The 13,034-nt window shown below is 36.5% G+C and carries 11 protein-coding genes; 5 read left to right on the top strand and 6 right to left on the bottom strand.

From position 1 onward, the window contains the following. Positions 1-20 precede the first annotated feature (20 nt). Positions 21-1,868, top strand: a complete 1,848-nt coding sequence (locus tag M1V25_RS00110) for a cation:proton antiporter (RefSeq protein WP_157966521.1) — start codon at positions 21-23, stop codon at positions 1,866-1,868. A gap of 43 nt (positions 1,869-1,911) precedes the next feature. Here the strand turns inward: M1V25_RS00110 and M1V25_RS00115 are convergent, their stop codons facing one another. Further along, positions 1,912-5,235, bottom strand: a complete 3,324-nt coding sequence (locus M1V25_RS00115) for a UvrD-helicase domain-containing protein (RefSeq protein ID WP_498842082.1) — start codon at positions 5,233-5,235, stop codon at positions 1,912-1,914. Between the two features lie 151 nt (positions 5,236-5,386). After that, positions 5,387-5,572 carry a CBU_0585 family protein gene (locus tag M1V25_RS00120; protein WP_116962981.1) on the bottom strand — a complete coding sequence of 62 codons (186 nt, stop codon included), beginning with the start codon at positions 5,570-5,572 and terminating at the stop codon, positions 5,387-5,389. Between the two features lie 176 nt (positions 5,573-5,748). On the opposite strand from M1V25_RS00120, the gene M1V25_RS00125 reads away from it, so the two are divergent. Then, a complete protein-coding gene (locus M1V25_RS00125) occupies positions 5,749-7,200 on the top strand; it encodes a potassium transporter TrkG (RefSeq protein ID WP_116962982.1) in 1,452 nt (483 codons plus the stop codon). Here the strand turns inward: M1V25_RS00125 and M1V25_RS00130 are convergent. Further along, positions 7,197-8,237, bottom strand: coding sequence for a type IV pilus twitching motility protein PilT (locus M1V25_RS00130; RefSeq protein WP_116962983.1), 1,041 nt, complete (start codon positions 8,235-8,237; stop codon positions 7,197-7,199). The two genes, M1V25_RS00125 and M1V25_RS00130, sit on opposite strands and share 4 nt — an antisense overlap. A 47-nt stretch (positions 8,238-8,284) precedes the next feature. On the opposite strand from M1V25_RS00130, the gene M1V25_RS00135 reads away from it, so the two are divergent. Together M1V25_RS00135 and M1V25_RS00140 are read left to right on the top strand one after the other, a co-directional pair. Continuing rightward, a complete protein-coding gene (locus M1V25_RS00135; protein ID WP_116962984.1) occupies positions 8,285-8,983 on the top strand; it encodes a YggS family pyridoxal phosphate-dependent enzyme in 699 nt (232 codons plus the stop codon). Positions 8,984-8,998: 15 nt separating this feature from the next. After that, positions 8,999-10,111 carry an SGNH/GDSL hydrolase family protein gene (locus M1V25_RS00140; RefSeq protein WP_116962985.1) on the top strand — a complete coding sequence of 371 codons (1,113 nt, stop codon included), beginning with the start codon at positions 8,999-9,001 and terminating at the stop codon, positions 10,109-10,111. Here M1V25_RS00140 and M1V25_RS00145 read toward each other — a convergent pair. Together M1V25_RS00145 and M1V25_RS00150 are read right to left on the bottom strand one after the other, a co-directional pair. Then, the gene (locus M1V25_RS00145; RefSeq protein WP_116962986.1) at positions 10,089-10,508 is read right to left on the bottom strand and encodes an acyl-CoA thioesterase; all 420 of its coding nucleotides are present in this window, start codon (positions 10,506-10,508) and stop codon (positions 10,089-10,091) included. The genes M1V25_RS00140 and M1V25_RS00145 overlap by 23 nt on opposite strands. A 56-nt stretch (positions 10,509-10,564) precedes the next feature. Continuing rightward, the gene (locus M1V25_RS00150; RefSeq protein ID WP_116962987.1) at positions 10,565-11,311 is read right to left on the bottom strand and encodes an SPOR domain-containing protein; all 747 of its coding nucleotides are present in this window, start codon (positions 11,309-11,311) and stop codon (positions 10,565-10,567) included. A gap of 177 nt (positions 11,312-11,488) precedes the next feature. Here M1V25_RS00150 and M1V25_RS00155 point away from each other — a divergent pair, with 177 nt between their 5' ends. After that, positions 11,489-12,463, top strand: a complete 975-nt coding sequence (locus M1V25_RS00155) for a zinc transporter ZntB (RefSeq protein ID WP_116962988.1) — start codon at positions 11,489-11,491, stop codon at positions 12,461-12,463. Between the two features lies 1 nt (position 12,464). Here M1V25_RS00155 and M1V25_RS00160 read toward each other — a convergent pair whose 3' ends face one another. Further along, on the bottom strand, positions 12,465-12,995 hold the full coding sequence (locus M1V25_RS00160; RefSeq protein WP_116962989.1) for a TUL4 family lipoprotein: 531 nt from the start codon (positions 12,993-12,995) through the stop codon (positions 12,465-12,467). Positions 12,996-13,034: the final 39 nt, after the last annotated feature.

Raw genomic sequence — 13,034 nt, forward strand, 5'->3', positions numbered from 1 at the left:
TGGAAGTAAGTAACTTTTTTTTGTCACCAACGTATATTCCAATAGTGTTCATGGTGATTTTATCGTTGGGTTTTATTTGTCAATGGCTAGCTTGGAGGCTAAAATTACCAGCAATTTTATTCTTGCTTGTTGTTGGAATTTTACTAGGACCTGTGAGTCAATTACTCTTTGGTGAACATTATCAGTTTCTGCGTCCATCCTTTTTATTTGAAAAGATGCTTTATCCTGTTGTGTCGATTTGTGTATCGATTATTTTGTTTGAAGGTTGTATGACTCTTAAGTTTCGTGAAATTAGAGGTTTAGGTGGTACGGTTAGAAACATCGTAACCATTGGTCTTTTAATTACAGCGACATTAACAACTGTGCTTGTTCACTATATTTTTAATATTTCATGGCAGGTTTCGGCGCTTATTGGCGCTATTTCATCGGTTAGTGGACCGACCGTAGTGGTGCCAATTTTACGTAGTGTGAGACCCACTGAAAAACTTGCTAATATTATTCGGTGGGAAGGTATGCTCGTTGATCCAATCGGTGCATTATTAGCAGTAATTGTTTTTACTGCGATCACTGCTTCGCAATATGATGCTTTCTGGTATATTAGCACTCATATTTTATCGGTGCTTTTAGTTGGTGGAATTGGCGGACTTATCACGGGATTTTTATTAGGGATGATTTTAAAAAAGCAATGGGTGCCAAGCTATCTGAATAATATGTTTGTATTGTCTTTTGTAGTAACAAGCTTTGTGATTGCTGAATACGTTGTTGAAGGTGGGGGTCTTTTGATCGTCACCGTGATGGGAATTATCGTTGGTAATATGCCCAATACTCATATTGAGGAAATTCTTGATTTTAAGGAGTCTTTAAGCCTTATTTTGATTTCAAGTTTATTTATTATTTTAGGTGCGAATGTTAGCTTTGAATATCTGGAGGGAGTTTGGTGGAAAGCAATTATCTTAGTGTTATTGTTACAATTTATTGTACGTCCTATTGCCGCAGCACTTTCAATTTTAGGTAGTGAGCTTAATTGGCGTGAGCGTGTGATGATTAGCTGGATTGCACCGCGTGGAATTGTAGCAGCTGCGGTAGCAGCACTTTTTTCAATAAAAGTGATTGAGAATCTGGAATTGATAGAAGAAGGCGAGCTATTAGTATTAATTGTTTTTATGGTAATTTTAGGGACGGTCATTATCCAAAGTCTAACAGCTCCATTCTTAGCAAAAATACTTCATGCATCTGCCCCTGAACCAAGAGGTTTTTTGATGATAGGCGGAAATACTTTAGCACGTAGCATTGCCAAGGAGCTGACTCAAAATGGCGTTCATGTTGTGATTGCAGATACCAGTTGGCGTAGTGTACAAGCTTGTCGATTGCAAGGGTTGGATTGCTATTATGGTAGCTCGGTTTCTGAACATGCTGATTGGCACTTAAATTTAGTAGGCATTGGTAGAATGCTTGGATGCTCAAGTAGCGAACAAATGAATACTTTAGCTGCGGTTAAGTATTATCGCGAGTTTGAGGGGAAAACTTCTGTTTTTGTGCTTCCCACGGCGCAAAACAAAGCAAATTCTAAGCTTACTTATTTAACTAAGAAATTTGCCAAACGGTTGTTTAGTAGAGACTTATCCTACCAGGTTTTGCGTAGCATGGTAAAGCAAGGCGGCCAAGTTAAAACAACAATGCTAACAGATGAGTTTAATTGGGAGCAATTTATATCCTTAAATCAAACTGCTGTTCCACTTTTCTTTATTAATAAAAAAGGTCAGATTCATGTCGCATCGCCTGATAGCCAATATGCGCCTGAGTCTGGTTGGAAAGTCATTTATCTTATGCCTCCAGCAAATTGGACTCCAGAGAGTGAAGATGAATAATAGTGGGGAATGGTTTACAAGTGGCTACTTTGTCATTTGGTTGTTACCATCTAGAGCACTTGAATAAATTAGGAATAAGCGGAAAATATAAGTAGAGCATGATTTTTTTTCTATCTAGCTGAAAGTATTTTGCAAGCTGTCGCTGGTAAATAAGTAGTTGCTTATAATATAGCTTACGTTGTGTTATTAAAAAAGCATCTAATGCTTCGCCTATTACAGGTGTTGTAAATTTGTAATCAATGATTTGATAGCCATCTTTGGTAGCGATAATTCTATCGGCGATACGTTTTTGTGGTTTATTAAAGCGTAAGCTCAACATGATTTGTTCACTAAAGCCAGTTGCTGAGAATATCCACGAGTAATGTTGCTTAGTATTTTGTATTGCGGTGTGGGCTTGTATATAAGCCTTTTTTTTAAGGTCACTTTTTAATCCATACTCATGTGTGGCAACTTCAAAGTAGGGTTGCCAATCTTGCTGTGGAAAGTAACAAAGGTAATTGAAAAGTGCATGTAGCACAGAACCAATACGCCGCTCATCACTTAATACAAACTCACTGAAGCCGGGATGATTTAATGGGTTTTTGTTGTTTAAATTAGCGTTGTCAAGAGCATTGCAAGCTTGGTTCTGCGAAAGTGGCAAGATAGTGTAGTTTTTTACTTGTTGGATGGGTTTATAAAATTGATTCTGATTTTTAGTTTCATCTACTTGATTGAGCTGTGGATCATTTAGCATAAAATTCCAATCTAGTGCTAAAGGATGTAGCAAAGATAAAAAGCTATTTTTTTGAATACGAATATTTTCTTGGTCAGTGGTATCTACAACGGCACTAAGTAAAACTTTGTATTTAGCACGCGTAATAGCAACGTACAATAAGCGTTGTAGCTCATAAGAAGCGCGTTTTTTCTGCATGTTTTGAATGACCTTATATAAGGCGGGAGCTGTGTCATCCCAACTATGTTTAATTGGACTTAACAACAGGTGAGTGCGTTGATCGTCAAGCTTTGTGGTTTCATATAAAAAAAGTTGACTGTCATCTGCTTTTGTCGCTTTCTCAAGCTGTGGCAAAATGACAAAATCAAATTCTAAACCTTTAGATTTATGAATAGTCATAATGTGGATATTTGCCGTGGGTGGTGCACTTGCATACGTGGTTTTAAGTGCTTCAATTAAGCGCGTTGTGTCGCAAATTATTGTCCTATCTATGCTTAGGTGCTTATCTAAAATATCTAGATAATTGTCATAAAGTGTTGGTTGTGGATGAATAATAGGTCCATCAACCTTTTGCCAAAGTATGGTAAGCCGTTTAGTAAGAGGCGCTTTATTACCCATAAAGCCCTCATGCTGTATCCATTCTATAAAATAAGCCGCTTTTTGCTGATGAGCGTATTGCTTGTTTGATGCTAGATATTGGGTAAGCTGTTGAATGAAATTACTTTCTTCACTGCCAATAATTTGAATATGCTTGATTTCATTAAGTTCATGAAGTGTAAATCCAAATAAGTTAGATTGTAACAAGCTGATCCAATATATTTCATGTTGAGGGTTAGAAAGAATACAGCTTAAGCATAACAAATCAAGAATGATTGCTTGTTGATAAAGTGTTTCAATTTCGTTTTCGATAATAGCAAGTCCATGTGTCTTTAACGTCGGTACAATTGATTTAAGGTGGCTTCTGGAACGAACTAAAATAGCAATGTTATGCTTTGGATTAATTTTTTGATAAGATTTGATTGCATTAGCGATATGTATTGCTTCTTCATCGGCGGTTTGAAAATAGCTTTGTGTGAAAGTGTTGGGATTTACTTTGTCTGACAGTGTGTTTGAAGGCGCATAGGCAATTCCTCCAAAATTTAAATCATTTATCTTAGGGAAAATTTGAGCAAAGGTGCTATTGACCCAGTCAACAATTGATTTTTGTGAGCGAAAATTACAGCTAAGTTGTAAATATTTAGGTTTAATCTGATTGATACCGTTGTCTTTAACTTGTAAAAAAAGATTCACTTCTGCTTGACGAAAACGATAAATCGATTGCATAGGATCACCCACGACAAAAAGTGTTTTGCCATCGTTGGGCTGCCATTCTAGAGTTAACATTTGCAAAAGTGTAAACTGCAGAATAGATGTATCCTGAAACTCATCTATTAAGAGGTGTTGGATTTGATGATCTAAATAAAGTGCCAAATTAGTTGGTGTATTTTCACTGCCTAAAGCAGACAGCGCTTGCAATGAAACCTCATTAAAATCCATTTTTGCCGTTTGCGAAAAAATAAGTTTTAAGTATTGGACAGAGTGGATCGCAATGGCAGTCATTGCACTTAATATTTCCCATTCACTTGAGCTAAAGCATAAGCTTGAAAATAGGCGAAGCTCGCCAATAATAGCTGTTATTTGCTCTTTTTCTTTCTCTGAAAATAAACTGATGTATTCCATTAACCAATTTGTATGGCTTTTGGCATTGGGGTCTTTAGCTGGGAGCTTTTGTTTAGCAGTGAAGCTTTTCCGAAATTCGTTGTTATTGGTAAAAATAAGAGAAGTTAAGTATTGCCATATTTCAACGTTGTTGGATGTAAAACTTAGACGTTGAGAACTAAGCTCAGGGTGACAAAAGTGAAGAATTTTAATGAATTTATCTTCATACTCGTCAAGCTTTAATACAGTGTAAGCTTGTGTGCTTAGCGAGTTGAAAAGTGCACAAAATCCTGACTCAATTTCTTGTTTTGTGATAGAGCTGTTATTTTTAAATAGTTGAAGCTGGATGACGATAGGCAGCCATTGTTCACGTTTAGCAAGCATTGATGACAGAAGAGACTTTAAGCGTTCGATGTCATTATCCAAATGTAGTAGGATACGATACAGGCTATCTTGCCAAGGACTATTGTTAGTTGTGTCATGAATAAGTGCATCAATGGCTTGTTCATATAGTGAGTTTGCATCTTCAGTAACATCTGCACTAAAAGCTTCATCACTTTCGTAGATAAGGTGCCTAGACAAATATTGGCAAAAAGCATCTATGGTCGTGATGCGTAAGCGCTTTGGGTTTTCAAGCAAATGCCAATTTTTTAACTGGTTTTGCTGTAAAGCTTTTTGTGCTAAATCAAAGGTTAAGTGTTTATGTGGCTCACAAGGAGGCTTCCCACCATTAGCATTCATCAGTGCCTGATAAATTCGGTGGTGCATTTCATTGGCGGCTTTGTTTGTAAAGGTCAATGCAATAATTTCTTCAGGTGCATTCTGGACATGTGCTAATAGATTTAAATAGCGCTGAGTAAGTGTTTCGGTTTTCCCAGAACCAGCAGGTGCTTGAACGATAAAAGATTGTTTTGGATTAAGTGCTTGTTGTCGTGCATGAGCATCAGAGGGTGTCATTTTTTTTGGTACGTTGATTTGACAATGAATTGATACAATGTAGCCTATTGAACTTTATAAGTCACGAAGCTTAGAGTTAATTAAGAAGGATGATGTCTGACCTTTTAGGATTTAGGTAAGAAAACTTTATATAAGGTATATAATTTGAGCCTCATAACTTAAAATCATCGGTTTTACGATTGAAAATATTACGATGCTTTTGAGCTTCTTTTTTTTGTGAGCTTGAACGCGTTGGGAAGTCGCGATCATAAGTCGATAAAAACTGACCAGCCTCACTGACGTATTCTCTTTGTTTTTTATTATCAAAAAGGTGCAACATTTTTAATATAATTGACATAAGCTGTCCTAAAGAATAGTTTCTATTTTGACGACGATTATACTAGAATGCGGGATAAAAACATATACTCACCAGCCAGCTTCTGTTTATCCAAAATTTCAGTTGATGAGATTTAAAGGTAAGTAAAATCGTAGCTCTACATGCTGAGTAAATAAATACTAGGAAAGTTGACTTCTATGCGCCCAGGTCCGATTTTTAAGGTATTAGGCATACTTTTGATGTTTTTAAGCTTAACGATGCTAACACCGATGATTGTGAATTGGATTTATGATGAACACAATGGCAAGCCATTTCTGTTGAGCTTTATCATCACTATGATTTCAGGTTTACTGCTTTGGCTGCTAAGTTCACGTTCTAAAAAAGAGCTTACTATTAAAGGTGGCTTTATTGTTGTGATTGCGATTTGGTCGGTTTTAGGTTTATATGGTTCGATTCCTTATATGCTTTCTAATGGGTTGCACCTTGAATTTTCTGATGCGGTATTTGAATCGGTATCAGGTTTTACAACAACTGGTGCTACCGTGATTCATGGTTTGGATTCATTACCAAAAAGCATTTTATACTATCGCCAACAAACACAACTCTTAGGTGGAATGGGGATTATTATTTTATCGGTAGCAATTTTACCTATGTTGGGTGTAGGGGGTATGCAATTATATCGTGCTGAAGCTAATGGACCTTGGAAAGAAAACAAGCTAACTCCAAGAATTGCTGATACAGCTAAGGTATTGTGGGGTATTTATTTATTACTTGTAGTCCTTTGTATCTTAAGTTATAAATTAGGTGGCATGACTTGGTTTAATGCAGTGTGCTACGCTTATTCAACAATTGGCACTGGTGGGTTTGCGCCAAGTGATGCTTCAATGGGGGGGCAAACGCCATTAATTTATTCCATTTGTATCTTTTATATGATGGTTAGTGCCACTAGCTTTGCGCTACATTTTACTGCATTTAGAAGGTTATCATTAAAAGTATATTGGAGGGACCCAGAATTTAGAGCTTATATTTTCTTTGCATTTTCTATGATGGTTATTGTGGTATTAACACTTATTTCTCAAGATGCAACTAAGAGTAATGATCTCGCGTTTTGGGATGGTTTATTTCAAGTGGTTTCTTTTGTCTCTAATACGGGCTTTACTTCCGATTCAAACTATCATTCATGGCCTTTATTTATTCCGATATTACTAATGGTGATTGGTCTTATTGGTGGATGCGCAGGTTCTAGCTCAGGTGGGCTTAAGATTGTAAGAGCTGTATTATTGCGCAAGCAAGCATTTCGTGAGGCACGTAGGCTTGTGCATCCATCAGGGGTATTTCCTGTTAAATTTGGTAATAAAGTGATGTCAGAGGCTGTCATGAGTAGTGTTTGGGGATTTGTGGCAGCTTATTTTATTATGTTTGTAATATTATGGTTGTGTATGATGGGTGTGGGGGTAGAATCAATTACCGCATTTTCAGCTGTAGCGGCAAGCATTTCGAATTTAGGTCCAGGGCTTGGACATGTGGGTGTTAATTATGCAATGCTACCTACTCAAGCACATTGGATATTAAATTTTGCAATGCTGTTAGGGCGTCTGGAAGTTTTTACTATCCTAGTATTATTTACCCCAGATTTTTGGCGACGTTAATCGTAAGTTGGTTGTGTATTTTCATGTTTTTTGAGTTCGCTATCATCTATAATCCCAGACAAAAATAGCTTATTTAGGGCTTGCTGTAAGGTTTGCATTCCTTTATTTTGGCTAGTCTGTAGGACATTGTAAAGCTGAGGAATTTTATTCTCACGAATGAGGTTTCTCACTGCGGTGTTGGCGATTAAAATTTCATGAGCAGCAACACGACCTCCTTCTTTACGACGAATTAAGCGTTGAGCAATTACTGCTTGTAGTGATTCTGATAACATTGCACGTACCATTGCTTGCTCATTTCCTGGGAAAATGTTGATAATACGGTCGATCGTTTTAGGTGCTGAAGAGGTGTGTAATGTGGTAAATACAAGGTGACCTGTTTCAGCCGCAGTTAACGCAAGGCGAATGGTTTCAATATCACGCATTTCACCAACAAGTATATAGTCAGGGTCTTCGCGTAAAGCAGCACGTAAAGCATTATTAAAACTTAACGTGTCTCGTTTGACTTCCCGTTGATTAATCAGGCATTTATTAGGTTTATGGATAAATTCAATGGGATCCTCAATGGAAATAATATGTCCTTTTTCGGTTTGATTGATACGATCAATCATTGCAGCCAGTGTTGTGCTTTTACCACTACCTGTTGGACCTGTTACAACAATAAGTCCATGAGGTTGATGAATAATTTGTTTAAATATTTCTGGAGCGTGCAAATCTTCTAAGCTATAGACTTGCTCAGGAATGGTACGAAAGACGATTGCAGGACCTCGATTTTGCATAAAAATGTTTACTCTAAAGCGCGAACCAATTTGATCTTTATGCAGAGAAAAGTCGTATTCGAGTTGCGTTTTAAATTTTTCAAGCTGTTCTTTGCACAGGATGTTATGGATGAGTGTATTGACTTCATCTGCTGTAATAATCGTTTGATCACAGATTTCCATTGTGCCATCAATACGAAGAATGGGAGCAACTCCACTAGAAATGTGTAAATCCGATGCTTTTTTCTCCACGCAAAGTGATAATAATTGTGTCAAGTTCATGCTATGATGTTCCGTAATCAAATGATCCTTTGAATTAACTATAGCAGATGGATACAGCTCAAGCACAAAAACTACATCAAAACTTACAGCAGCTACAAAAAAAAATTTGGCAATTAACAATTGGTAAGACAAGTAAACCTTTGTTGGTATCAGTATCAAAAAAGCAGACAATTGAAGCAATTGAGGAAATTTTTTCACAGGGAATAAGAAATTTTGGCGAGAGCTTTATCCAGGAAGCAGAGATTAAAATTCCCAAGCTGTCAGATCATATTTGTTGGCATTATATTGGTGCTGTTCAATCCAATAAACTTAAAAAAATTGCTCAATATTTTAGTTGGTTACATACCTTAGCAGATATTAAACATGCCAAAAAACTGGAATTGCATTGTAGAGAATTTAATAAAAAAATCCAGGTGTGTATTCAAATCAATGTGGATTTAGAACCACAAAAAGCGGGCATCTTAATAACTGATGAGGATAAAATTTATGCACTTGTAAAAGTAATCAACGATGCTTGCCCCCATTTAATATTGCGCGGTTTGATGTGTATTTTGCAAGAGAGTGGCGATTACAATAAGCAATTGGTGAGTTTCAAGAAATTGGCAACACTAAAAGATAATATTAATGCATGTTTGGGTCTTAAATTAGATCAGCTATCGATGGGAATGTCTGAAGATATGGCAGCGGCAATTGAAGTAGGTAGTACGATAGTAAGAGTGGGTTCGGCAATATTTGGTAGTCGATAAAAGGGGAAAGTGTTTATGGTTAAAAGGATTTTTTGGAGTTTGCTTATTGCATTTATGATTGTAATTACGATTGTTGTAATAATTAGTTGTGAAGTTGAGCAAAGTACAATAAAGAAAGTCTCATATAAGTCTTTTGATAATATCATTGTTTTTGGTGATAGTTTGAGCGATAGTGCACCACCACAGACACAAGTAGGGAATAATTATTGGGTAAAACCATATGGTATTACGGATAAAATAGGTGCTCCTATTACAAGCGAAATCTCACTTAACTATCCTGTGCGTAAAACATGGTTAAATTATTTTATTGAACAAATGGATTTAAAATCAGGTAAAGATTTAACGCTTATTAAGGGACTAACACCCAATAGTGCATATTCACAAAATACCTCATTTGCAGTGGCTTCAGCTGAGACTGGGGATTATTATTTAACGGATACCACTTGGGGACGTGATAATAATGCTAAGTGTGTTAATGGACTTGGTGATTATGGTCATTATAATTGTGTGCCTGGCGTACTAAAGCAAATAGATTTATACCTTAAAAATGTCAATGATAGACCTAATCCAAATTCGTTATTCATTATTTGGGCAGGTGGCAATGACTTTTACCAAAACATCATTCGGATAGCAACGCAAAATGGGCAAACTTTAGCACATCCGATTGATAATATTGTTAAAGCGGTGAAGCGCCTGATGGTAAAAGGTGTGTCTGTGCAAAATATCTACGTCTTGAATTTACCTGATTTTTCGATGGTTCCAGGAGTTAGGGGATTATTAGATGCACATATAAAAAATAAATATTTGTATCAAGGTATCTCTGTTTTAATATCAGCCGTTTCACAACTTTATAATACGGGTCTTAGTGTCAACCTTGTATTAAAAACATTTGGGGTGTTTCCAGCAAACCATGTTTATTCGATCGATAAATTATTTTTAGAAGTTTATTTTAATAAAGATGAAATATTGCAAAAATTGGGTTTGAATCAGTCAGTTAAAGTTACTTGTGTACAAATGAAAGAAACCCCTTTATGCCAAGGCTTTTTATTTTATAATGGAATACACCCAACAACGGTTGTTCATCAATACCTTGCCAAGGAGCTTATTAAACATATTCAACGCACGTAAAGGTCTCAAAATCGTGGCGAACCTGAGCTAGAACGCTTAAAACTTTCCCTGTTATGGTGTTGATAAATACCCAATTGGTTTCAGCCTTAACGACTGTTTCACCTTTATTATTTGTAAACACGTATTTGCGTAAAGCGGAACAGCGTTTAATTTCCTCAACCCAGGTTCGAGCTTCAATAATCTCTCCAAGGAAGGCTGGTTTGACATAATCAATGTAATGTGTTTTAGCAACCCATGTGCAATGGTTTTTATGGTATCTCTGAGTTGTCCAGCCACAAGCATTGGAGTGCATAATAGCAATATCCTGCATCCATTTTAGGTATACAATATTGTTTACGTGTTTATTGACATCGATAAATTCTTCTGTAACGGTGAAATTATGTTTAAAAGCCTGCATCAATATAATCCGGTTATGTAGGTTGCAATATTATTTTATCATTACTCACTTGTGGTCTAAGTTATTTCTTGCCTGTCGATTTGGCGTAAAATGCTACCTGATATACCTGCTGCTTCAACTTTATGCTTTAATACATCACCATCACGTTGGTTATCAACAGGTCCGACATCAAGTCGATACCAATCCCCAACTTTTTGAATAGTGGGTTTAAGCCCTGCTAAGATAAGCTTAGCACGTGTGGCATTGGCGTCCGTTAGATTTCGATATGAACCTACTTGCAGCATGTAGGTATAACGATATTGTTTAATGGGTTGAGGATTTGCATCAACTTGGACCGTTTTATTGGTTAGCGTATCGTAAAAAGTAAATTGCAGTGATTGATCTTGTTTCTTTTGTTCCTGTTTGGAAGGATTATTGGTTTGTTTCTTATTATTTGTTGTTACCTTGTCAATGTTTTGTTTATAAGTTGAAGTGTCTGTTTGATTGTTTTTGCTTAGAGGTACTAATGCTGTGGTAACTGTATCACCATGATCTCTGGTGGTTTGATTTTCCATTTGTTCCGCTTGCTTTGTTAACGTGGAAATTGTATTTAAAGTCGAAGAGGATGGCGCTGTGATTTTTTGTGTGCTTTCAGTGGTAGGCTTACTGGTATAGAAACTAATAATAAATGCAGCAATTAAAGTAAGTAAAATCGTGCCAAGAATAAGCTTTCTAGATGTTAGCGTACGCTCTGGTGTACTAAAACTGTTTAAGTACTTAGATTGAGGCTGATTGTGTTTTGTGGTTTTGGCATAATCACGCATAAGTCAGATTTACTGTTTTAGTTTTAATAGCGAGATGTTTTTGGTATTTTAGTAATATATTGCCAAAGTATAAAGTGTATTTGCTCATAAAATGTATATAATTTGTCAGGCAAGTTTCTTGAGTTTGATTTTATTTTCTCTACAGTGGTCATGAGAGAATTAGAAGGATAGACCAAAATGGAGTTAATGATGGGTAAAGTAAACATTTATTCACTGGATCGAAATGGTTTTGCTCAAACGATAATACCAGAAGCTTTTGATTGGTTTAAGATAAAGCAGGAAAATGTATTAGTGTGGGTCCATTTGGATTTAACAGTTGCTGAAAAGTTTCTCCAACAGCATATGTTGGTAAGTGAAACGATTATCGATATGTTATGTGCACATGAAACGCGCCCAAGGGTGCTGATTTTTGATAACAGCATGCTAGCTAGCTTTCGAGCAATCAATTTAAATACAGGTCAAAATCCAGAGGATATGACTTCAATTCGGATGTGGCTATCTGAACAATTGATCATTACGGTCAAGCGTAGAACTCCTTATTCTGTTATTGAGATTCAAAGGATGCTCACTCAAGGGCAAGGTCCGAAGTGTACAAGTGATTTTTTAAGTGTTTTGCTGACACACATCACCACACACACGGATCAGTTACTTGATGAGTATGATCAAAAGTTGGACCAAATCGAGCAGGATGTGAAAAATGAAAAACCAATTATTTTGGCTGATAGAGTCAATGAAATATGTAAGAAAATCATCAGAATCAGGCGTTATATTTTACCACAGAGGGAGGCGATTCTTGCAATCTCTGCACATAAATTGACATGGCTAGATGACGATGACATTTTTGATTTACGTCAAACGCTGGATTCAAATATACGGCTGCTAGAAGACCTAGATGCAATGAAAGATAGAAGCTTAATTATTCAAGCGCAAATTCATTCCTATGAACAAAACCAAATCAATAAAAGGATGTATATTTTGTCTTTAGTAAGTGTGATATTTATTCCGTTGGGATTTATTACAGGATTATTGGGTATTAATGTTGCAGGTATTCCAGGTTCGGAACATCGTCATGGTTTTTTAATTGTTTGTATTTTGCTTGTGATTATTATGGTAGTGCATATTTTTATTATGCGTAAAATCAAGTGGGTTTAGCTTATTTTTTTGATGATGACGTTGTTGTGATTTTAGCAGGAACATTAAGCGTTGCGCTGCCAATTACGACTTTAGTAGGTTTGTATAAAACTTCTGCTTTCCAAGTGCCATAACAGGAGCTCGTACCGTTTGCGCTATTGTGCTCAAATGTTCTATATGCCCAAGAATAATCGTTATTTTCTTTGTATTTCATGATTGGAAAAGTGCTGCTGAGACAATGTGGATCAGTTGGCGCAATCCAGTGTAGTCTTAAGTCGCCTTGTTTTGCGCCATTCCAATTAGTATAAACTTTTGCAATCAAGCGATCGCCTTTAATGCTGAGTTTAACGTTAGAGCTTGGAAGATTAGTGTGTTTTATTACATCTTGAGGTTGCTCTTCAATTATCATAGAAGTCTCAGGCATAGCTTGCGTTATAACTTTATTTGGTCCTTGTGGTTGTGGTGACGCTGGAGTGTCGGCTTTTGGCGAGCTTGCACAAGCAGATAATAATGTGGCACTGGAAATAAGGCTTAGGATGGAGAGTCTTTTCATTTTTTTCTTCCTTTTTGTTGAACTACTATAAGAGAACCT

Source organism: Candidatus Nebulibacter yamunensis (assembly GCF_024208055.1).
Lineage (GTDB): Bacteria > Pseudomonadota > Gammaproteobacteria > Francisellales > Francisellaceae > Caedibacter > Caedibacter lacustris.

Coding starts and splice junctions, on each gene's coding strand:
- M1V25_RS00115 (WP_498842082.1), bottom strand. CDS start 5,235: ATGACACCCTCTGATGCTCATGCACGACAACAAGCACTTAATCCAAAA.
- M1V25_RS00120 (WP_116962981.1), bottom strand. CDS start 5,572: ATGTCAATTATATTAAAAATGTTGCACCTTTTTGATAATAAAAAACAA.
- M1V25_RS00125 (WP_116962982.1), top strand. CDS start 5,749: ATGCGCCCAGGTCCGATTTTTAAGGTATTAGGCATACTTTTGATGTTT.
- M1V25_RS00130 (WP_116962983.1), bottom strand. CDS start 8,237: ATGAACTTGACACAATTATTATCACTTTGCGTGGAGAAAAAAGCATCG.
- M1V25_RS00135 (WP_116962984.1), top strand. CDS start 8,285: ATGGATACAGCTCAAGCACAAAAACTACATCAAAACTTACAGCAGCTA.
- M1V25_RS00140 (WP_116962985.1), top strand. CDS start 8,999: ATGGTTAAAAGGATTTTTTGGAGTTTGCTTATTGCATTTATGATTGTA.
- M1V25_RS00145 (WP_116962986.1), bottom strand. CDS start 10,508: ATGCAGGCTTTTAAACATAATTTCACCGTTACAGAAGAATTTATCGAT.
- M1V25_RS00150 (WP_116962987.1), bottom strand. CDS start 11,311: ATGCGTGATTATGCCAAAACCACAAAACACAATCAGCCTCAATCTAAG.
- M1V25_RS00155 (WP_116962988.1), top strand. CDS start 11,489: ATGGAGTTAATGATGGGTAAAGTAAACATTTATTCACTGGATCGAAAT.
- M1V25_RS00160 (WP_116962989.1), bottom strand. CDS start 12,995: ATGAAAAGACTCTCCATCCTAAGCCTTATTTCCAGTGCCACATTATTA.